20 protein-coding genes are annotated in these 19,833 nt (G+C 63.1%); 17 read left to right on the forward strand and 3 right to left on the reverse strand.

What is annotated here, in order from left to right; all coding sequences use genetic code 11:
* Positions 1-31: 31 nt before the first annotated feature.
* Complete coding sequence (locus EO99_RS0107645; RefSeq protein ID WP_029618056.1) at positions 32-991, forward strand: nucleoside hydrolase; 960 nt, start codon at positions 32-34, stop codon at positions 989-991.
* Positions 992-1,003: 12 nt separating this feature from the next.
* On the opposite strand, the gene EO99_RS0107650 is transcribed toward EO99_RS0107645, so the two are convergent.
* The gene (locus EO99_RS0107650) at positions 1,004-1,729 is read right to left on the reverse strand and encodes a Crp/Fnr family transcriptional regulator (protein ID WP_029618057.1); all 726 of its coding nucleotides are present in this window, start codon (positions 1,727-1,729) and stop codon (positions 1,004-1,006) included.
* 128 nt (positions 1,730-1,857) lie between these two features.
* Between EO99_RS0107650 and hemN the strand changes: the two genes are divergently transcribed.
* The 8 genes from hemN (at position 1,858) to EO99_RS0107690 (ending at position 9,488) form a co-directional block, all read left to right on the forward strand.
* A complete protein-coding gene (gene hemN, locus EO99_RS0107655; RefSeq protein WP_029618058.1) occupies positions 1,858-3,207 on the forward strand; it encodes an oxygen-independent coproporphyrinogen III oxidase in 1,350 nt (449 codons plus the stop codon).
* A 105-nt stretch (positions 3,208-3,312) separates the two neighbouring features.
* The gene (locus EO99_RS0107660; RefSeq protein ID WP_029618059.1) at positions 3,313-3,591 is read left to right on the forward strand and encodes an acyl carrier protein; all 279 of its coding nucleotides are present in this window, start codon (positions 3,313-3,315) and stop codon (positions 3,589-3,591) included.
* A 21-nt stretch (positions 3,592-3,612) separates the two neighbouring features.
* Positions 3,613-4,086, forward strand: a complete 474-nt coding sequence (locus EO99_RS0107665; RefSeq protein WP_029618060.1) for a 3-hydroxyacyl-ACP dehydratase FabZ family protein — start codon at positions 3,613-3,615, stop codon at positions 4,084-4,086.
* Positions 4,087-4,107: 21 nt separating this feature from the next.
* On the forward strand, positions 4,108-5,313 hold the full coding sequence (locus EO99_RS0107670; protein ID WP_029618061.1) for a beta-ketoacyl-ACP synthase: 1,206 nt from the start codon (positions 4,108-4,110) through the stop codon (positions 5,311-5,313).
* 10 nt (positions 5,314-5,323) lie between these two features.
* Positions 5,324-6,610 carry a beta-ketoacyl-ACP synthase gene (locus EO99_RS0107675; RefSeq protein WP_029618062.1) on the forward strand — a complete coding sequence of 429 codons (1,287 nt, stop codon included), beginning with the start codon at positions 5,324-5,326 and terminating at the stop codon, positions 6,608-6,610.
* A gap of 57 nt (positions 6,611-6,667) precedes the next feature.
* A complete protein-coding gene (locus tag EO99_RS0107680; RefSeq protein WP_029618063.1) occupies positions 6,668-7,696 on the forward strand; it encodes a zinc-binding dehydrogenase in 1,029 nt (342 codons plus the stop codon).
* Positions 7,697-7,700: 4 nt separating this feature from the next.
* On the forward strand, positions 7,701-8,636 hold the full coding sequence (locus EO99_RS0107685; RefSeq protein ID WP_029618064.1) for a lipid A biosynthesis lauroyl acyltransferase: 936 nt from the start codon (positions 7,701-7,703) through the stop codon (positions 8,634-8,636).
* Positions 8,637-8,774: 138 nt separating this feature from the next.
* The gene (locus tag EO99_RS0107690; RefSeq protein WP_029618065.1) at positions 8,775-9,488 is read left to right on the forward strand and encodes a PAS domain-containing protein; all 714 of its coding nucleotides are present in this window, start codon (positions 8,775-8,777) and stop codon (positions 9,486-9,488) included.
* A gap of 4 nt (positions 9,489-9,492) precedes the next feature.
* Here EO99_RS0107690 and EO99_RS0107695 read toward each other — a convergent pair whose 3' ends face one another.
* Positions 9,493-9,921 (reverse strand): hemerythrin domain-containing protein, encoded by a 429-nt coding sequence (locus tag EO99_RS0107695; RefSeq protein WP_037111386.1) that lies wholly within the window; start codon positions 9,919-9,921, stop codon positions 9,493-9,495.
* Positions 9,922-10,185: 264 nt separating this feature from the next.
* Here EO99_RS0107695 and ccoN point away from each other — a divergent pair, with 264 nt between their 5' ends.
* From ccoN to ccoP, 4 genes are read left to right on the forward strand one after another with little or no spacing between them, the layout of a single operon-like run.
* Positions 10,186-11,811, forward strand: coding sequence for a cytochrome-c oxidase, cbb3-type subunit I (gene ccoN, locus EO99_RS0107700; protein WP_029618067.1), 1,626 nt, complete (start codon positions 10,186-10,188; stop codon positions 11,809-11,811).
* 11 nt (positions 11,812-11,822) lie between these two features.
* Positions 11,823-12,554: a cytochrome-c oxidase, cbb3-type subunit II gene (ccoO, locus tag EO99_RS0107705; protein ID WP_029618068.1), complete on the forward strand. Its 732-nt coding sequence runs from the start codon at positions 11,823-11,825 to the stop codon at positions 12,552-12,554.
* A gap of 10 nt (positions 12,555-12,564) precedes the next feature.
* Positions 12,565-12,717 carry a CcoQ/FixQ family Cbb3-type cytochrome c oxidase assembly chaperone gene (locus EO99_RS0107710; protein ID WP_029618069.1) on the forward strand — a complete coding sequence of 51 codons (153 nt, stop codon included), beginning with the start codon at positions 12,565-12,567 and terminating at the stop codon, positions 12,715-12,717.
* Between the two features lie 3 nt (positions 12,718-12,720).
* Entirely contained in the window at positions 12,721-13,584 is an 864-nt protein-coding gene (gene ccoP, locus EO99_RS0107715; protein WP_029618070.1) for a cytochrome-c oxidase, cbb3-type subunit III, read from the forward strand.
* Positions 13,585-13,645: 61 nt separating this feature from the next.
* Here the strand turns inward: ccoP and EO99_RS0107720 are convergent, their stop codons facing one another.
* Positions 13,646-15,064, reverse strand: a complete 1,419-nt coding sequence (locus EO99_RS0107720) for an alanine/glycine:cation symporter family protein (RefSeq protein WP_029618071.1) — start codon at positions 15,062-15,064, stop codon at positions 13,646-13,648.
* A 215-nt stretch (positions 15,065-15,279) separates the two neighbouring features.
* Here EO99_RS0107720 and ccoG point away from each other — a divergent pair, with 215 nt between their 5' ends.
* The 4 genes from ccoG to ccoS are packed head-to-tail and all read left to right on the forward strand — an operon-like array spanning position 15,280 to position 19,794.
* Positions 15,280-16,860, forward strand: coding sequence for a cytochrome c oxidase accessory protein CcoG (ccoG, locus tag EO99_RS0107725; protein WP_029618072.1), 1,581 nt, complete (start codon positions 15,280-15,282; stop codon positions 16,858-16,860).
* Positions 16,857-17,351 (forward strand): FixH family protein, encoded by a 495-nt coding sequence (locus EO99_RS0107730; protein ID WP_051679755.1) that lies wholly within the window; start codon positions 16,857-16,859, stop codon positions 17,349-17,351. Before ccoG ends, EO99_RS0107730 begins: the two co-directional genes overlap by 4 nt.
* Positions 17,348-19,642 (forward strand): cation-translocating P-type ATPase, encoded by a 2,295-nt coding sequence (locus tag EO99_RS0107735; RefSeq protein WP_029618074.1) that lies wholly within the window; start codon positions 17,348-17,350, stop codon positions 19,640-19,642. Before EO99_RS0107730 ends, EO99_RS0107735 begins: the two co-directional genes overlap by 4 nt.
* Complete coding sequence (gene ccoS, locus EO99_RS26605) at positions 19,639-19,794, forward strand: cbb3-type cytochrome oxidase assembly protein CcoS (protein WP_077067052.1); 156 nt, start codon at positions 19,639-19,641, stop codon at positions 19,792-19,794. Before EO99_RS0107735 ends, ccoS begins: the two co-directional genes overlap by 4 nt.
* The last annotated feature ends 39 nt before the right edge of the window (positions 19,795-19,833 follow it).

Raw genomic sequence — 19,833 nt, forward strand, 5'->3', positions numbered from 1 at the left:
ACACGGCAGTTCAAAACACCAGAGCGTGAGCATGCACAAGGTCATCTTCGACACAGATCCCGGCATCGATGATGCCATGGCACTTCTCTTCCTGCACCGGCATCCGCAGATCGATCTCATCGGGATCACCACCGTCTTCGGCAATGCGCCGATCGACCTGACCACCCGCAACGCGCTCTTCCTGGCGCAGGCATGGGGAATTTCGGCTCCCGTGGCACAGGGAGCCGGGGTGACCTTCGACCCCTCGCGTCCCGAGGGGCATTGGCCGACCTTCATTCATGGCGAGAATGGTCTTGGCGATGTCGACATTCCCCCCGTCATCGGCAGGACTGTCGACGACCGCCCGGCCTGGCAATTCATCATCGACACCGTGCGGGCGCAGCCGGGCGAGGTAACGCTGGTGGCCGTCGGTCGCATGACCAATCTGGCGCTGGCGCTGAAGGCGGATCCGGATTTTGCAGCACTTGTGAAGGAAGTCGTCGTTATGGGCGGCGCCTTCGATCTGAACGGCAATGTCAGCCCGGCGGCCGAGGCCAATATTCACGGCGACCCGGAGGCTGCCGACCTGGTGTTCACCGCGCCGTGGCGGGTCACCGTCGTCGGGCTCGACGTGACGCTGAAGACGGTGATGACCAGCGGCTTCCTGGCCGAAATGGCTGCTGCTGGCGGTGCATCGGTGCAGCTCCTCTCCGACCTCTCGCAGTTCTACATCGATTTCTACCGGCATCGGGTCGGTGACGGCATGGTTGTCCATGACGCTTGCGCCTGCGTCTACCTGGTGGCGCCGGATCTGTTCACCACCCGCAGCGGTCCGATCCGCGTTGTCTGCGGCGGGATTGCCGACGGACAGACGATCCAGAAGCCGGATGGCCGCGTGTTCCCGGCCGGACATTGGGACGGGCATCCGAGCCAGATGGTCTGCATCGATGTGGAATCGGAGCGTGTGCTGGACATCATTCGTGCAGCAATCGTCGAGGGCAGGGCGGGCTGAGGAGCCGCGCCGTCAATCGTTGCCGGCCGCGGCGACCAGCCGGCCGAGATCCGGCACCGTCACATGGCGGTTGTTCTCGATCTGGATGATGCCTTCCTTGCGCAGCTTGGTCATCTGACGGCTGACGGTCTCGATCGTCAGCCCCAGAAAGTCGGCGATGTCTGCGCGCGACAAGGGGAGCTCGAACATGCTCTTTTCCTCGGCCTCCGGGTCGCTGTGGCTGGCGATCAGCGCCAGGAAGCTCGCGACCTTCTCCTGTGCCGTCTTGCGGCCGAGCGTCAGCATCCAGTCGCGCGCCTCGTCGAGCTCCTTGAGGGCCTGGCTGTGCAGCAGATGCTCCAGCCCGGGCGTTTCCGCGATCAGCCGTTCGATGGCACGGCGGGGAAAGACGCAGATTTCGGTGTCGATTGCAGCTTCTGCCGCCATCCGGCTTTCGCCGAGAAAGGGCCGCCCCATGAAATCCGGCGCAAACTGCAATCCGACGATCTGCTGGCGCCCGTCTGCCATCACCTTGGAAAGCTTGACGACGCCCTTGAGGATGTTGCTGTAGGACGAAATACTCTCGCCCTGGCCGATGAACTCGGTGCCGGCGTCGATCGTGCGGCGCGACGAGTGTTTGCTGAGTTCCACCAATTGGGCCGGTGTGAGTGCCGAGCAGACCCCGCCATGGCGGGCTTCACAGGAGCGGCAGACGGCCGGAACATCTCCATTTTGTATTCGACTGCTCAGGGTGTCCATAGTGTCATTCCGTATGCGCGGCTGCGAGATGATGTTGATCATCGTCAATTCGCCCGGATGCGAATTGATCTGCATCAAGGTTGCGGAAATCTGTCCTGCTAGCCATCGGCGGACAAAAGAGGTCTGTGATGAACGAGAAATTGCTCCTGAAATACACCGGCGCTGCACCGCGTTACACCAGTTACCCGACTGCACCGCATTTTGGCCCTCAGGTAAACTGCGACATCTATGCGCGGTGGCTCGGCGAGTTGCGGGACGATGCGACGATCTCGCTCTATCTCCATATTCCCTACTGCGACCGCCTCTGCTGGTTCTGCGCCTGCCATACCAAGCAGACGCTGCGCTACGACCCGATCACCACCTATCTTGTGGCGCTGAAGGCGGAAATCGCCGCGGTGGCCGCCCGGGTGCCGAAGGCGGCACGGGTGACCGCCATCCATTGGGGCGGCGGTTCGCCGACGATGTTGAAGCCCGAGGACATGATCGGGCTGATGGACTGTCTGCGCCAGGCCTTCACGATCGCGTCGGACGCCGAGATCAGCGTCGAGATGGATCCCAACGATCTCGACGAGGCACGCTACGACGCGCTTGCCGCGATCGGTCTTTCCCGGGCGAGTCTCGGGGTTCAGGATTTCGACCCGACGGTGCAGAAGGCGATCAACCGCATCCAGACCTTCGAGCAGACCCGCTCGGTGGTCGAGGCGGTGCGGGCGCGCGGCGTGCAATCGGTCAATTGCGACGTGCTGTACGGGCTTCCGCATCAGACGCTCGCCTCCCTGGAGCGGACCGTCTCGGACATCATCTCGCTGGACCCGGACCGCATCGCGCTGTTCGGCTATGCCCATGTACCGTGGATGAAGAAGCACCAGACGATGATCCCGGATGCGGCTCTGCCGGATGTGCGGCAGCGCTTTGCGCAGATGGCGCGGGCCTCGGAGATGCTGATCGCGGAAGGATATGAAGCCATCGGTATCGACCATTTCGCCAAGCCGGCCGATGCGCTTGCCGTCGCCGCCCGGACCGGCACGCTGCGCCGCAATTTCCAGGGCTATACGGATGATGCCGCCGATGCGCTGATCGGCATGGGGGCCTCCTCGATCGGCCAGCTGCCGCAGGGATATGTCCAGAACATGCCGGCGACCGGCGAATACCAGCGGGCGGTGGAGGCCGGAGGCCTTGCGGCAGTCCGCGGCATAGAGCTGTCCGACGACGATCGACTCAGGGCCTATGTCATCGAGCGCATCATGTGCGACTTCGGCTTCGACTTCCGGTCGCTGCGGGAGCGGTTTGGCGACATCGCGGAGGCAGTCGTTGCCGAAGCGGGGCATTATGCCCGCCACAACCTCGACGGCATATGTCTTGCGGATGGCGACGGCTTCCATCTGACGGAGGCCGGCAAGCCGTTTGCCCGCAGCGTCGCTGCCGTCTTCGACCGCTACCTCGATACCGGCGTCGGGCGGCATTCGATTGCTGTTTGAGCAACAGTTGGCGCGCAATTGGTCGGCGCGGGAACACGGGGATTGGCATTTGCCGACGTATTCCCTATGTGGGACGCTGAATTGATTATTTCAGAGGACATTGGCGTGACTGCTACATTCGACAAAGTTGCCGACATTATCGCGGAAACCAGCGAGATCGACCGCGAGACGATCACGCCGGAGAGCCACACGATCGACGACCTCGGCATCGACAGCCTCGACTTCCTCGACATCGTCTTCGCGATCGACAAGGAATTCGGCATCAAGATTCCGCTCGAGCAGTGGACGCAGGAAGTCAACGACGGCAAGGTCTCGACGGAGGAGTATTTCGTCCTCAAGAACCTCTGCGCCAAGATCGACGAGCTGAGGGCGGCGAAGGGCTGAGACGCCGTTCCCCACGCATGAATGCTGCTTGAATACTTCCAGATGATCGACCGGGTGGAGGGCGTGGACGTCCCCGGCAAGGTGTTGCGGGCACGGTCGGTCGTCCCGGCGAAGAGCCCCGTGTTCGAGGGCCATTTTCCCGGCATGCCGCTCGTTCCGGGCGTCCTGCTGATCGAGACCATGGCGCAGGCTTCGGGCTTCCTGGTGCTGGCGGCGACGAATTTCGCCGCCATGCCGTTCCTGATGTCCGTCGACGGCGCCAAGATGCGCAGCTTCGTCGGCCCTGATGCCGTACTCGACATCGAGGCATTTCTGGAGCATGAGGGGTCCGGCTATGCCGTCACCAAGGCGAAGATCACCGCCGACGGCAAGAAGGTCTGCGACGCCCAGTTGAAGCTTCGCACCATGCCGTTCAGTGAAGTGCCGCTTGCCGATATCGTGCGCAAGCGTGCAGAAGAAGTCGGGCTCATGGACGCGCTTCAAGCTGGCGCGTGAACGCCAGGCAATGAGGACAGAATGAGCAAGTCTGACAATGATGTCGTGATCACCGGGGTCGGGATCGTCACCTGCTACGGCGTCGGCAAGGAGCCGCACGTGGCGCTGTTGTCGTCCGCCGAGGCCGAGCCTCCTCGGGTGGAGACCGAACGTTTCAAGCCCTATCCGGTCCATCCGATGCCGGAGATCGACTGGTCGCAGCAGATCCCAAAGCGTGGCGATCAGCGCCAGATGGAGAACTGGCAGCGCCTCGGCGTGTTCGCCGCCGGTCTCGCGCTCGATGATGCCGGACTGAAGACGGATGCCGAGGCCTGTGCCTCGATGGACATGATCGTGGCCGCCGGCGGCGGCGAGCGCGACATCAAGGTCGATTCGCTGATCGTCGACGAGGCGCTGAAGCGCAATGACCGCGAGACGCTGCTCAACGAGAAGCTGACGACGGAGCTGCGTCCGACGCTGTTTCTGGCGCAGCTGTCCAACCTGCTTGCCGGCAATATCTCGATCGTCCACAAGGTGACCGGCTCATCGCGAACCTTCATGGGCGAGGAGGCCGCCGGCATCTCGGCGGTTGAAACCGCGTTCCACCGCATCAAGTCGGGTCAGTCCAGCCATTCTCTGGTCGGCGGCGCCTTCGTGGCGGAGCGCGCCGACATTCTTCTGCTTGTCGAAGGGATCGGTGCCCATGCCACGGGCGACTGGCACCCGCTCTGGCAGCGGTCCTCCGATAACGGCGGCGGCATGATCATGGGGTCGGTCGGTGCCTTCCTGGTTCTGGAGTCGCGGGCTCATGCCGTGGCACGGGGCGCCCACATCTATGCGACGATCGATGCGGTCGAAGGCGATCGCGGCAACCGCGACGACAATAGGCTCGAGCAGCGCCTTTCCCGGCTCTCGGGGCTGGCCATGGACGCAGACCCGTCGGAAACCCTTCTATTTTCAGGGGCAAGCGGCATGGTCGAGACCTCGCTACGCGAGCGCCAGGTGCTGGCGGAACGCTTTGCCGGCGCGACGCTTCGCGGCTATGGCGGCATGACCGGCCATGGCATGGAGGCACAGTTCCCGCTCGGGCTGGCGCTTGCCGCGCTCGCCCTCGACGGCAATTTGCGGGTGCCGTCCTTCGATTCCAGCATGGAGCAGCCGATGCCGGCGCCCGCCCGACAGGCTGTGGTGACGACGGTCGGCTATACGCGCGGCGAGGGCCTGGCGGTCCTCTCGGCCGGCGCGTGAGGAGACACACATGAGCGACAACCGTTTCAAGGATCATCTCGGGCGGCCGATCATCGCCGTCACCGGCATGGGGGTGATCACGTCTCTCGGGCAGGGTCTCCAAGACAATTGGGCAGCTCTGACGTCGGGCACGTCCGGCATCCACAGGATCAGCCGTTTCCCGACGGAAGGCTTGTCGACCCGCATCAGCGGGACGGTCGACTTCATCGACGTTCCCGCCGACAATGCGGTCGAGCGTTCCTATGCCTTTGCCCGCGAGACCACGGCCGAAGCACTGGCCCAGGCCGGTCTCTCCGGCGACTTCGCGGGCCCGCTTTTTCTTGCGGCGCCGCCGGTGGAGCCGGAATGGTCGGCCCGCTTTGCGCTTGCTGACCGCGCACCACCGTCGCAGGTCGAAGGCGATGCCTACGACCGCTTCCTCGCCGCAATGCGCGACCGTCCAGATCCGGCCTTCCTCGAGGCTGTCCAGTTCGGTTCGATTTCGGAGCGGCTGTCGGACAAATTCGGTACGCGCGGGTTGCCCGTGACGCTGTCGACGGCCTGTGCCTCCGGCGCGACGGCCATCCAGCTCGGCGTCGAGGCCATCCGCCAGGGCCGCACCGACCGCTCCCTCGTGGTCGCGACAGATGGCTCGGTCAGCGCCGAGGCGCTGATCCGTTTCTCGCTTCTTTCGGCGCTCTCGACCCAGAATGATCCGCCGGAAAAGGCGTCCAAGCCTTTCAGCAAGGATCGCGACGGTTTCGTCATCGCCGAGGGTGCCGCAACCCTGGTGCTGGAATCGCTGGAAGCGGCCATTGCCCGCGGGGCGAAGGTCCTGGGGATCGTGAAGGGCTGCGGCGAGAAGGCCGATCACTTCCACCGCACGCGCTCCTCGCCGGATGGCGGTCCTGCCATCGCCACGATTCGGGCGGCGCTCGAAGATGCCGGCATGGCCGAAACCGGCATCGGCTATATCAACGCGCATGGCACCTCGACGCCGGAAAACGACAAGATGGAATATGGCGCGATGCTCGCCGTCTTCGGTGACCGTCTGAAGGACATTCCCGTCTCGTCGAACAAGTCGATGATCGGCCATACGCTGACGGCCGCCGGTGCGGTCGAAGCGGTCTTCTCGATCCAGACGATGCTGACGGGCACGGTGCCGCCGACCATCAACTACGTCAATCCGGACCCGACGATCGTCCTCGACGTGGTTCCGTACGAGAAGCGGGACCAGCAGGTCCAGGCGGTGCTGTCCAACTCCTTCGGCTTCGGCGGGCAGAATGCCAGCCTTGTCATGGCGCTGGAACCAGCCTAGAGACAGCCAACACAGAATTTTGGCCGATTGAACGTCCTCCGGGCGAAGGAAATCCATATGCGCGCTCTCCAGCTGATCGACGACCGCAAGCTTGAAACGGTCGACATTCCCGAACCGGATGCTCCCGGTCCCGGAGAGGTGACGCTGAGGGTCAAGGCCGTGGCGCTCAACCACATCGACGTCTGGGGCTGGCGCGGCATGGCCTTTGCCAAGCGCAAGATGCCGCTGACGATCGGCGCGGAAGCCTCCGGCGTCGTCGAGGCGATCGGCCCCGGTGTCTCAAGCGTTCTTCCGGGTCAGCTGGTGGCGATCTACGGTGCGCGCACCTGCGGTCTCTGCAAGCCCTGCCGCGAAAAGCGCGACAACCTCTGCGAAAACGTCTCCGGCGTACATGGCTTCCACCTGGACGGCTTCGCGCAGGAGAAGGTCAATCTGCCCGCCCGCCTGCTGGTCCCGGCTCCTCCGGGTGTCGATGCTGTCGCGGCAGCACTCGCGCCGGTCACCTTCGGAACGGTCGAGCACATGCTGTTCGACAATGCCAAGCTCGAACCGGGTGAGACGATCCTCGTGCACGCGGGCGGCTCGGGCATCGGCTCGGCTGCCATCCAGCTTGCCAAGAAGACCGGCTGCACCGTGATCACCACGGTCGGCTCCGACGACAAGATCGAACGCGCCAAGGCTCTCGGTGCAGATCACGTCATCAACTACCGCAGCGATCGCTTCGAAGGTGTCGTGCGCAAGCTGACGAAGAAGAAGGGCGTCGACGTGGTCTTCGAGCATGTCGGTGCCGATACCTGGGCGGGGTCGATGCTCTGCATGAAGCGGGGAGGGCGTCTCGTCACCTGCGGCTCGACCTCCGGCGTCTCCACCAGCATGAACCTGATGATGCTCTTCCAGCAGCAGCTGAAGCTTTTCGGCTCCTTCGGCTGCCGTATGGAGAACATGGCCGATGCGATGCAGAAGATGGCCCGCGGTGTGGTCCATCCCGTCATCGACACGGAAGTGACGTTCGACGATATCGACCGGGCCCTGGAGCGGATGGAAACGCGGCAGGTGTTCGGCAAGATCGTCCTGCGCATGGATTGACGCCTTGAAGATGTTCCTGACGAGGATCGTGCTGGCTCTCCGGCGCTTCCAGCAGTGGCTGGTGGCGCAGGCGGCTTTCGGCGTTCTCAACCTCCTCAAGCTGTTTCCGGCCGATCCTGCGATGAATTTCGCAGACCGGGCTGGCCGCTGGCTCGGGCCGAAGCTTGGCCGCCACCGGCTGATGCTGACCAACCTGCGCAATGCCTATCCCGACAAGACCGATGCCGAGATCGAAGATATTGCGGTCAGGAGCTGGGGCCACATGGGCCGGCTCGCCGCCGAATACGTCTTCCTCGACCGGCTGTTCGACTTTGATCCCGAGCAGGCGGAGCCGGGGCGCGTGGAGGTCTCGGGTACCGAAATTTTCCTCGCCCTGCGCGACAATCCGCGGCCCTTCATCGTCTTCACGGCTCATTCCGGAAACTTCGAGCTTCTGCCCGTTGCGGGCAAGAGCTTCGGCCTCGACGTGATGGTTCTGTTCCGACCGCCCAACAATCCCTATATCGCCGAGAAAGTCTTCGATTTCCGGAGCACGCGCATGGGCAAGCTCGTGCCGTCGCATGCGGGATCGTCGTTCGCTCTGGCGCGCCGGCTCGAAGCCGGCGGCGGCGTCGGGGTGCTCGTCGACCAGAAGTTCAAGAAGGGTCTTACGACCACCTTCTTCGGTCGCCCCGTCCGCACCAATCCCTTGCTCGCCAAGCTCGTGCGACAGTTCGATGCGGACGTGTATCCCGCCCGCTGCGTGCGGCTTCCCGACAATCGCTATCGTCTCGAGATTGAGCCGATGATCGACGTTCCGCGTGATGCCAAGGGACACGTTGATGTTCAGGCTACCGCGCAGATGTTGAACGACAAGGTCGAGAGCTGGGTCCGTCAAAACCCTGAACAGTGGCTCTGGTATCACGACCGTTGGGAGATCAAGAAACAGTTGAACATTTAGCCATGTTTACTTCGAGCCGCATCTTGAACAACGCTCGCGCAAGGTTAATCTGACACATTGTCGCTATTGATTGAACTCACAAGATGAAGGGCACGAGACTGCGAGGGAAGAGGTTCTCTGCGGGCCTTGGGAAGTCGAATGGAAGCACTGATCGATCTCTTCTGGTCAAAGTACCGCGACCTGCAGTCCGCCGTGGACAAAGACGACCCCGCCAAAGTGCTTTTGTTGGACCGACAACTCGATCCACTTCTCGAGGCGATCTTCCAGCATGAGGGTGCTGATCAAGCGAGCATCCAGGCACAGTTCCAGTTTGCTCTGGACCTCCTGAAGGAGGAAGCAGATGATAGCGGATGCGTGCATCGCAACGGACACCTTCTGCAGACTCTGGTTGAACGATACCTCGCCCCGCAGCTGGGTCGTGCGGCAACAGTGAGGGCGGCCGGCGAGACCGGCAGCATTGCCGTCTTCGAAAGCAACCCCAACGCAGTTCTCGATACGGTGCTCTTTGACCGTATTCCGGAGCGCATCATGGTGGTGGCTCCAGGATACCGGATTTTCTATTCCAACGAAACCAATGCGCTCAGGTTCGGGCAGACCAAGGAAAAGCTTCTCGGGCGCCATTTCGCGGATCTCGTGGGGGTTTACCACTTCCAGCGGGATTTGCGGGAGCCGATCGACCGCTGCCTGCTCGGCGAAAGCCTTTCGCTCACCTATGCGGAACAGCGGGAGGAGGGGACGGTGGTCGTTCGCTGCAGAATGTCGCCCTGCTTCTCCAATACATCGACCCAGGTCGGCGCTCTGGTGGTGATCCAGGAGATGCCGGACCGCCGTCGTCCACGCCCGTCGAACTGATCCGTCAGGCCTCTGCAGTTCGGCCCGGAAAATACGTCAGCAGGTGCAGCCGCTCGAAGGCGATATGCCGGCGCATGCCTTCGAAGAAGCCGCGCAGCATGTAGCCGACGGCCTCCATGTTGACAGTTTCGCCGGAGCCGAGCTTCAAAAGAGCCTCCGTGAGTTCCTCGGCATAACCTTCGTCCTCCAGATGCTCGTACCTCAGCCGCGACAGCGTTTCATCGTCGGCGGATCCGCTGGGCCGTTGCTTGATCCTCGGGAAGAGGATGGTCTCCTCGTAGTGGTGAAGGCTCCGGATCATCGGCGCGAGTGCCTTGGCGGCATAGATGCACTTTTGCCGGTTGACGTTTGCCGGCAGCGAATCGGCGATCTCCTCCAATTCATCGCAGAGTGCCAGCTGTTCGACCTGAGCGTCCTGCAGCCAGGCAAGCATCTCTGCGTCTGCTATCGCTCCTTCGCATATCTCCGATCGATGACCGTTGCGTGCCTGTTTCATGCGGCATCTCCCAAAGCATTGCCCCACCTCGTCCCTTGCCTGCAGAATCGGCGATGAGATGGACGCTCGCCTTGATCCAAATCAAGGCCGGGTAGCCGCCAGGGTGCCAATCCTCCCCCCATCGCGGGATGCTCCCACGAGGGATTCGCCTCGTTTCCGAGCGGACGTGAATTGCAATCAGGCCGTTGGGGGATGTCCAACATGAACTATACCATCGAAACTGTGGCGCTGGCGGTGGGCGCCTTCCTTGCGCTGCTTGGCGTCGCGTTCGCGCAGGACAGCCAGTTTGCCGCCCATATGTGGGTGCTGTTCTTCGCGCTCTTTGCCGGTGCCGTCCTGCTGGTGCGGCGGGCGAACTTCGCTCCTGCCAGTCCCGCTCAAAAAGCGCTCCGGCAATCGGAATACTTCGATGAGGTCGTCAAATACGGCGTCATCGCCACCGTCTTCTGGGGGGTGGTGGGGTTCCTCGTGGGGGTCGTCGTCGCTCTGCAGCTGGCGTTCCCCGATCTCAACATCGAGCCCTACCTCAACTTCGGCCGCACGCGCCCGCTGCACACTTCGGCGGTCATCTTCGCGTTCGGCGGCAATGCGCTGATCGCCACGTCATTCTACGTGGTGCAGCGGACCTCGCGGGCACGGCTCTTCGGCGGCAACCTCGGCTGGTTCGTGTTCTGGGGCTATCAGCTGTTCATCCTGATGGCAGCCACCGGCTATCTCCTGGGGATCACCCAGAGCCGGGAATATGCGGAGCCTGAATGGTATGTCGACATCTGGCTGACCCTGGTGTGGGTCGCCTATCTCGTCGTCTTCCTCGGCACGATCCTGAGGCGCAAGGAGCCGCACATCTATGTGGCCAACTGGTTCTATCTCGCCTTCATCGTGACCATCGCCATGCTGCACGTGGTCAACAACCTCGCCATTCCGGTCTCCTTCCTGGGGGTCAAGAGCTATTCGGCCTTCTCGGGTGTCCAGGATGCGCTGACCCAGTGGTGGTACGGCCACAACGCGGTGGGCTTCTTCCTGACCGCCGGCTTCCTCGGCATGATGTACTACTTCATTCCGAAGCAGGTGAACCGCCCGGTCTATTCCTACCGGCTGTCGATCATCCACTTCTGGGCCCTGATCTTCATGTACATCTGGGCCGGTCCTCACCACCTGCACTACACGGCGCTGCCGGACTGGGCGCAGACGCTCGGCATGGTCTTCTCGATCATGCTCTGGATGCCCTCCTGGGGCGGCATGATCAACGGCCTGATGACGCTGTCGGGTGCCTGGGACAAGATCCGTACCGATCCCATCGTCCGCATGATGGTCATTGCCGTCGCCTTCTACGGCATGGCGACCTTCGAAGGCCCGATGATGTCGGTGAAGGCGGTCAATTCGCTCAGCCACTATACGGACTGGACGATCGGCCATGTGCACTCCGGCGCACTCGGCTGGAACGGCATGATCACCTTCGGTGCCATCTACTTCCTCGTCCCGAAGCTCTGGAACCGCAACCGTCTCTACAGCCTGCAACTCGTCAACTGGCACTTCTGGCTCGCAACGCTCGGCATCGTCGTCTACGCGGCCGTGATGTGGGTGGCCGGCGTGCAGCAGGGCCTGATGTGGCGCGAGTACGACGATCAGGGCTTCCTCGTCTATTCCTTCGCGGAATCGGTCGCGGCGATGTTCCCCTACTACGTGCTGCGCGCCGTGGGCGGCGGGATGTTCCTCCTGGGGGCGCTGATCATGGCCTACAACGTGACAATGACAATCCTCGGCTATGAGCGGCGCGAGAACGTCCCGGGTGCCACACCCGCGGCGGCGCTGCAGCCGGCAGAATAGGGAGCAGAAAGATGGCTCTTCTGGACAAACACAAGTTCATCGAACGCAATGCCACGCTGCTGCTGGTGGGGTCTCTGCTGGTGGTGGCGGTCGGCGGGATCGTCGAGATCGTGCCGCTCTTCTACCTGGAGAACACGATCGAGAAGGTCGAGGGAATGCGGCCCTATTCGCCGCTCGAACTCGCAGGCCGCAACATCTACATCCGCGAGGGTTGCTATGTCTGCCACAGCCAGATGATCCGGCCGTTCCGCGACGAGGTCGAGCGCTACGGTCACTACAGCCTGGCGGCCGAATCCATGTACGACCACCCCTTCCAGTGGGGGTCGAAGCGGACCGGTCCGGACCTTGCCCGCGTCGGCGACCGTTACTCCAACGATTGGCACGTGCAGCATCTGACCGAGCCGCGCTCGGTCGTGCCGGAATCGGTGATGCCCAGCTACTCCTTCCTGAAGGAGACGCCGCTGCAGGTCCGCAACGTCGGCATGGAGCTTGTCGCAAACCGCAGGGTTGGCGTTCCCTATAGCGACGAAATGGTGGAATTCGCTGCCGCGGATATCGCGGCGCAGGCGGACCCGAATGCCGACACTTCCGGCGTGGAGGGTCGATATCCGAAGGCGAAGATCGGCGATTTCGACGGCAATCCGGCCGCTCTGACGGAAATGGATGCGCTCGTCGCCTACCTGCAGATGCTCGGTACGCTGGTCGATTTCTCGACCTATGACGACGCCGCCGGCTACCGCTGAGGAGAACGCAATGGAAGCCTATACTGCACTTCGCCATTTCGCCGACAGCTGGGCCTTGCTTGGCATGACCCTGTTCTTCCTCGGCGTCGTCCTGTTCACCCTGCGCCCTGGCTCGAAGTCTCATGCCAATGAGGCTGCCCAGATCCCTCTGAAGGAGGATTGAGAGATGGCGGACAAACATATTGATGAAATCAGCGGCGTCGAGACCACCGGTCACGAGTGGGACGGCATCCGCGAACTGAACAACCCGATGCCGCGGTGGTGGGTCTGGACCTTCTATGCCACGATCGTCTGGGCGATCGGCTACACGATCCTCTACCCGGCCTGGCCGATGGTAACGCAGGCAACGAAGGGCGTGCTGAACTATTCCAGCCGTGCCGAGCTCGCCGGCGAACTGGACGGCGCGCGGCTCGCGCAGGGCGAGATCCTCGAAAAGGTCTCCAAGGTATCGCTCGAGGAGATCCTGGCCGATCCGCAGCTTGCGCAATACGCCACCGCCGGCGGCGCATCCGCCTTCCGGGTCAACTGCGTCCAGTGCCATGGCACTGGAGCTGCGGGCGGTCAGGGCTATCCCAACCTCAACGATGACGACTGGCTCTGGGGCGGCGACATCAATGCGATCTACCACACGATCGCGCACGGCGTCCGTGATCGGGTCGACGGGGATACCCGCTTCTCCGAAATGCCGGCCTATGCCGACATTCTGCAGCCGGAGGAGGTTCGGCAGGTGGCCGCCTATGTCGTCAGCCTCAGCGGGACACCGCGGGATCCGGCCATGGTGGAACCCGGCATGCAGATCTTTGCCGACAATTGCGCTGCCTGCCATGGAGAAAACGCGGAGGGCAACCGGGAGTTCGGCGCGCCCAATCTTGCGGATGCGATCTGGCTGAAGGTCAACGGCGAAGCAGAGATCGCCCGTCAGGTTCAACAACCGCGCCATGGCATGATGCCGGCCTGGAGCGCCCGGTTGAGCAACGAGACGGTGAAGCAGCTGGCCGTCTATGTGCACTCGCTGGGCGGTGGGGAATAGGCTTTCCTGAATTCGAACAGCACCAGGCCGCGCATTCGGTGCGGCCTGGTGCAGATGCATTTCAGTCGCGTGTCCAGATCGCCTTGTCGATCTTCCCGGCAAGTTCCGGATAATCGGCGGCTTGGAAAACGGGCTCTTTGCCGGATCGGCGCTGTCTGAAATAATCAGACGTCAATTTTGCCACCGTGCCCGACAGCAACACGATTGCGATCAGGTTGATGGTCGCCATCAGGCCCATCGAGGCATCAGCTGCATTGAAGACGGTGGCCACCGTTTCATAGGCACCCCAGACCACCATCAGCAGGACCGCGCTGCGCAGGATGAACAGTCCGATACCCGATCCGGCGCCGAGGAAGGTCATCGCGTTTTCGGCATAGGAGTAGTTGCCGATGATCGAGGTGAAGGCGAAGAAGAAGATGGCCGTTGCAATGAAATAGGATCCGAAGCTTCCGAGGTGTTCCTGAAGGGCCGCCTGCGTCAGTTGCGCCCCGGTGAGGCCGCTTCCCGGAACGAGCGCGCTGGAGAGAAGGATCATGAGCGCCGTTGCCGTGCAGACGACAATCGTGTCGATGAAGACACCGAGCGCCTGCACGAAGCCTTGGGATGATGGGTGGTGCGGCTCCGGCGTGGCAACGGCGGCGATATTGGGCGCGGAGCCCATGCCGGCTTCGTTGGAGAACAAGCCACGCTTCACGCCGTTCATCATCGCCGCCATGACGCCGCCGGTCACACCTCCGGCTGCCTCCTGCAGTCCGAATGCGCCGGCAAAGATGCTGCCGAAGACGGCCGGGATCTCCGACCAGTTGATGACCAGCACGTAGAGGGTCGTCAGCAGATAAGCGCCGGCCATGAGCGGAACCACCAGTTCCGCCACCCGCGCGATCTGGCGAATGCCGCCGAAGATCACAACGGCGGCGAGGATGGCGACGAAGATGCCGACACCGAACTTGGGAAGGCCGAAGGCGCCTTCCATGGCATCGGCAATGGAGTTTGCCTGCACCGCGTTGAAGACCAGTCCGAAGGACAGAATCAGGCAAACCGAGAAGGCGGCTCCCGCCCAGGGCGCGCGCAGGCCTCTGGCGATGTAGAAGGCGGGGCCACCGCGATACCGGCCCTCCGCATTCTTGACCTTGTAGAGTTGCGCCAGGGCACTTTCGGAATAGGCCGTTGCCATGCCGACCAGCGCCACCATCCACATCCAGAAGATGGCTCCCGGACCGCCGAGGTAGAGTGCGACGGCAACGCCGGCGATATTGCCGGTACCGACGCGGGAGGCAAGGCTGACGGTCAGGGCCTGGATGGGGCTGATCCCTGCGGCATCCTCGGAGGTGCCGCCTTTCAGGACCCTGAACATCTCGCCGAACTGGAGGAACTGGATGAGCCGCAGCCGGACCGTGAAATAGATGCCGACGGCGAGCAACCCGTAGACGAGGACATATTCCCAAAGGATCAGGTTCAGAAAATCGATGATCGCAGACATTTCGCCCTCCCGCATGCGGCATTGATACCCTCATGGTAGGGCGGCTCTGACAATTGGGAAGGTGGAGGCACATTGCCGACAGCGGCTGCTGCTGCCATGGCGTGCCTCGGAGATGCGACAATGAGCGCCGCCGGACCTCCGTCTGTCTTGATTTATGTCAAGGAGACTTGCGGCGACACATGGGAGAAAGCAGACACAGAAGTGGATCTGCGCCCATGAATCTCTACACCGCAAACGGCATGGAAAACGCCAGCAACGACGCTCGCAAGTCTGGACCGGGCGAGCCTGAGGCCGCGCCGGAACGCCTCTACGAGGCTCGCAAGAAAATCTTCCCGAAGCGGGCTGAAGGTCGGTTCCGCCGCTTCAAGTGGCTGGTGATGCTGATTACCCTCGGCATTTACTATCTGACGCCCTGGATACGGTGGGATCGCGGCCCGTATGCGCCGGACCAGGCCGTGCTTATCGATCTCGCCAACCGCCGCTTCTACTTCTTCTTCATCGAGATCTGGCCACAGGAATTCTTCTACGTGGCAGGGCTTCTGGTGATGGCGGGCTTCGGTCTCTTCCTGGTGACGTCGGCTGTCGGGCGTGCCTGGTGCGGCTATGCCTGTCCCCAGACGGTGTGGGTCGACCTGTTCCTGGTCGTTGAACGCTGGATGGAAGGCGACCGCAATGCGCGCATGAAACTCGATGCCGGGCCCTGGACTTTGGCGAAGATCAGGAAGCGGGTCGTCAAGCACGGCATCTGGCTGCTGATCGCGGTCGCGACCGGCGGCGCGTGGATCTTCTACTTTGCCGATGCCCCGACGCTCGCCTATGATTTTGCGACCGGCAATGCCGCCTTCGTCGCCTATTCCACCGTCGCGGTGCTCACGGCCACGACCTATGTCTTCGGCGGCCTGATGCGCGAGCAGGTCTGCATCTACATGTGCCCATGGCCGCGCATCCAGGCAGCCATGCTGGACGATAACTCGCTCGTCGTCACCTACAACGACTGGCGCGGCGAGCCGAGGTCGAAACATGCCAAGAAGGCGGCTGCCGCCGGACAGCCGGTGGGCGATTGCGTCGACTGCAATGCCTGTGTCGCCGTCTGTCCCATGGGCATCGATATCCGCGACGGACAGCAGCTCGCCTGCATCACCTGCGCCCTGTGCATCGATGCCTGCGATGCTGTGATGGACAAGATCGGCAAGCCGCGGGGCCTGATCGATTATGCGACGCTCAACGAATATGATGCCAACATGGCGCTTGCGACCGACAACGGCACAACGTCGATCAATCCGGACAGGGTGCGCAATGCGGATGGCTCCTTCACCGACAAGGTCCGTCACTTCAACTGGCGCATCATCCTGCGGCCCCGCACCCTGCTGTATATGGCGGTCTGGAGCGCCGTCGGTATCGGGCTCCTCGTGGCACTGCTCAGCCGCGACCGGCTGGAGGTCAACGTCATCCATGACCGCAATCCGCAATATGTGCTGGAATCGGATGGCTCGATCCGCAACGGCTATACGATCCGGCTTCTGAACATGATCCCTGAGCCGCGCACGATCCTGCTGTCACTCGAGGGGCTGCCGCAGGCGTCGATGAAGATCAACGGACTTGTCAGCGACGACGACCGGACCTTCGCCGTGTCGGTCGATCCGGACAAGGCGACGGCACTGAAGGTGTTCGTGACCGTGCCGGCTGCTGCGATCGACCAGTCGCACGAAAGCTTCAGCTTCATCGCCCAGGACCGCTCCAGCCACGAGCGCGATTCCTACAGCGCCACGTTCAATGCCCCGGAGGCAAGGAAATGAGATCCATGCGAACAAAATCCTTTGTCTTCACCGGCTGGCACATGGTGGTGGTGATGACGATGTTCTTCGGGACCATCATTTCCGTCAACTTCTACATGGCCTGGCAGGCGACCCACAGTTGGAGCGGTCTGGTCGTCCCGAATACCTATATTGCCAGCCAGGAATTCAACGGCAAGGTGGCCGAGGCGAAGGCGCTTGCGGCGACGGGGCTGACGGGCAAGGTGGAGATCGAGGGCGGCGAAATCCGCTACCGGATCAGCCATACGCTCGGCAACCCGGTCGCGGTCGACACGCTGACGCTGCACTTCCGGCGACCGGTCGGAGAGCATCAGGATTTCGACGTCACGCTGGCGCCCCTGGGGGGCGGACTGTTCGCGATAGCTCACGACGTGCTCCCCGGCACCTGGATCATCGAGGCAGACGCCAGCCAAGCCGGCGAGCGGATCCTGCACCATACCGAAAGGGTCCTGGTTCGCGGAGCAGCACGATGACAACCTGCTGCGCGCCCGGCACCGAAGGTGCCATGGAGCTTGAGCGGCTGAGCCATGCCCTGCCGTCGCCGGAGGAACTGTTACTCTCCAGCCGAACGATCGAGCCGGGGCTGCGCCAGACGGATCTCAGCGTTCCCGGCGTCCATTGCGGCGCCTGCATCACGACGATCGAGAAGGCGCTGACGGCACTGCCGGAGGTCGAGCGGGCGCGGGTGAACCTGTCCACCAAGCGTGTTTCCATCGTCTGGAAGGAGAGTTGCGACGGCCATGTCACCGACCCGGTCCGTCTCGTTCAGACGATCGTCGACGCCACCGGCTACGATGCCCATCTCTTCACGAACGCCGAGGAGGCCGGAGACCGGCAGCAGCGCGACCTGATCCGCGCCGTCGCCGTCTCCGGATTCGCCGCCGCCAACATCATGCTGCTCTCCGTCTCCGTCTGGTCCGGGGCCGAGGCCTCGACCCGCGATCTCTTCCACTGGATCTCGGCAATGATTGCGGCGCCGGCACTGGTCTACGCCGGGCGCTTCTTCTATCGCTCCGCCTGGACCGCCATCCGCCACGGCCGAACCAACATGGATGTACCGATCGCTCTTGCCATCACGCTCTCCTATGCCGTTTCTCTCTGGGAAACGATGCACCACGGTGAGCACGTCTGGTTCGATGCCACGGTCTCGCTGCTGTTCTTCCTCCTGATCGGGCGCACGCTCGACCACGTCATGCGCGATCGGGCGCGAGCCGCGATCAGCGGGCTTGCCCGCCTGTCGCCGCGTGGGGCCATGGTGATGACGGCAGATGGTGGGCGTGACTACCGTCCGGTGGAGGAGATCCGACCCGGCGACCGATTGATCATCGCAGCCGGCGAGCGCGTCCCCGTCGATGGCATGGTGGAAAGCGGCAGGAGTGATCTCGACCTGTCCATCGTCAACGGCGAGAGCGCACCCGTCGGCATCGGTGTCGGCGATCCCGTTCAGGGCGGTACGCTGAACCTCACCGGCCCGCTGGTCGTGCAGGCGACGGCAGGCGCAAAGGATTCCTTCCTGGCTGAGGTGATCTCGCTGATGGAAGCGGCCGAGGGTGGACGGGCGCGCTACCGACGGATCGCCGACCGTGCGGCGCAGCTCTATTCGCCGGCCGTCCATCTTCTGGCACTGTTTGCCTTCCTCGGATGGGGCGTGTTCGGCGGCGACTGGAAGCAGGCGATGCTGATCGCGATCGCCGTCCTGATCATCACCTGCCCCTGTGCGCTCGGGCTCGCAGTGCCGGTGGTGCAGGTCGTGGCGGCCGGACGGCTGTTCAAGGATGGCATCATGGTCAAGGACGGTTCGGCCATGGAACGGCTGGCCGAGATCGACACGGCGCTCTTCGACAAGACCGGGACGCTGACGCTCGGCCGCCCCCGGCTGGTCAACGGCCGCGAGATCGGCGCCGGGCATCTGTCGCTAGCCGGTGGTCTCGCCATGCATTCGCGCCATCCGCTGTCTCAGGCGCTCTACCGAAGTGCAGGAAACGCTCTGCCGCGGTTCGACGATATCCAGGAGCTGCCGGGGCAGGGGCTTCAGGCACACACGGAGGAGGGGCTCTATCGGCTCGGCAACCGTCGCTTTGCCTGCGGTGCCTCGGCCGGCGCGGGGACCACGTCGGAAGTGGTGCTGTCACTCGACGGTGCCGAACTCGCCTGCTTTCGATTTGAAGACACGGTGCGGCCGGACGCATCTGCTGCGATCAGGGCGCTCGACCGTGCAGGGATTCGCACCGGCATTCTTTCCGGTGACCGCGCACCGGTCGTCGGCGCGCTTGCGGGCCGCCTCGGGATCTCTTCCTGGAAGGCGGATCTTGCGCCGCGCGACAAGGTGGATGCCGTCGCAGACTTCAGCGCGCAGGGCGCACGTGTGCTGATGGTCGGTGACGGGATCAACGACGCACCTGCGCTTGCGGCAGCCCATGTCTCGATTGCACCGGCGACGGCTGCGGACGTCGGCCGGCAGGCTGCGGACTTCGTCTTCATGCACGAGAGCCTCTCGGCGGTGCCGCTTGCGATCGACGTATCGCGGCAGGCGGGGCGGCTGATCCGCCAGAATTTCGCGCTCGCCATCGGCTACAACGTCATCGCCGTGCCGATCGCGCTTGCGGGCTATGCAACGCCCCTGATCGCCGCGGTCGCCATGTCGACGTCGTCAATCATCGTCGTCGCCAATGCCCTGCGCCTCAACCGCGCTTCGCGGCCGGATGTGTCTGCTTCGAATGTCGCGGACTCCGGCCCTGTTCCGGCGGAGGCACGTCTGGCATGAACATGCTCGTCTATCTGATCCCCATCGCGCTTTCTCTCGGCGCACTCGGCCTCTTCGCCTTTCTCTGGTCGCTGAAGAGCGGCCAGTACGACGACCTCGACGGCGCCGCATGGCGGGCGATCGAGGAGGATGACGATCATCCAGCTGTCTGACAACCAGCTGCTTTTTCCCCGTTTCAGCCTTGCCGTTTG

The sequence above is a fragment of the Pseudorhizobium marinum genome, assembly GCF_000705355.1.
GTDB classification, from domain to species: domain Bacteria; phylum Pseudomonadota; class Alphaproteobacteria; order Rhizobiales; family Rhizobiaceae; genus Neorhizobium; species Neorhizobium pelagicum.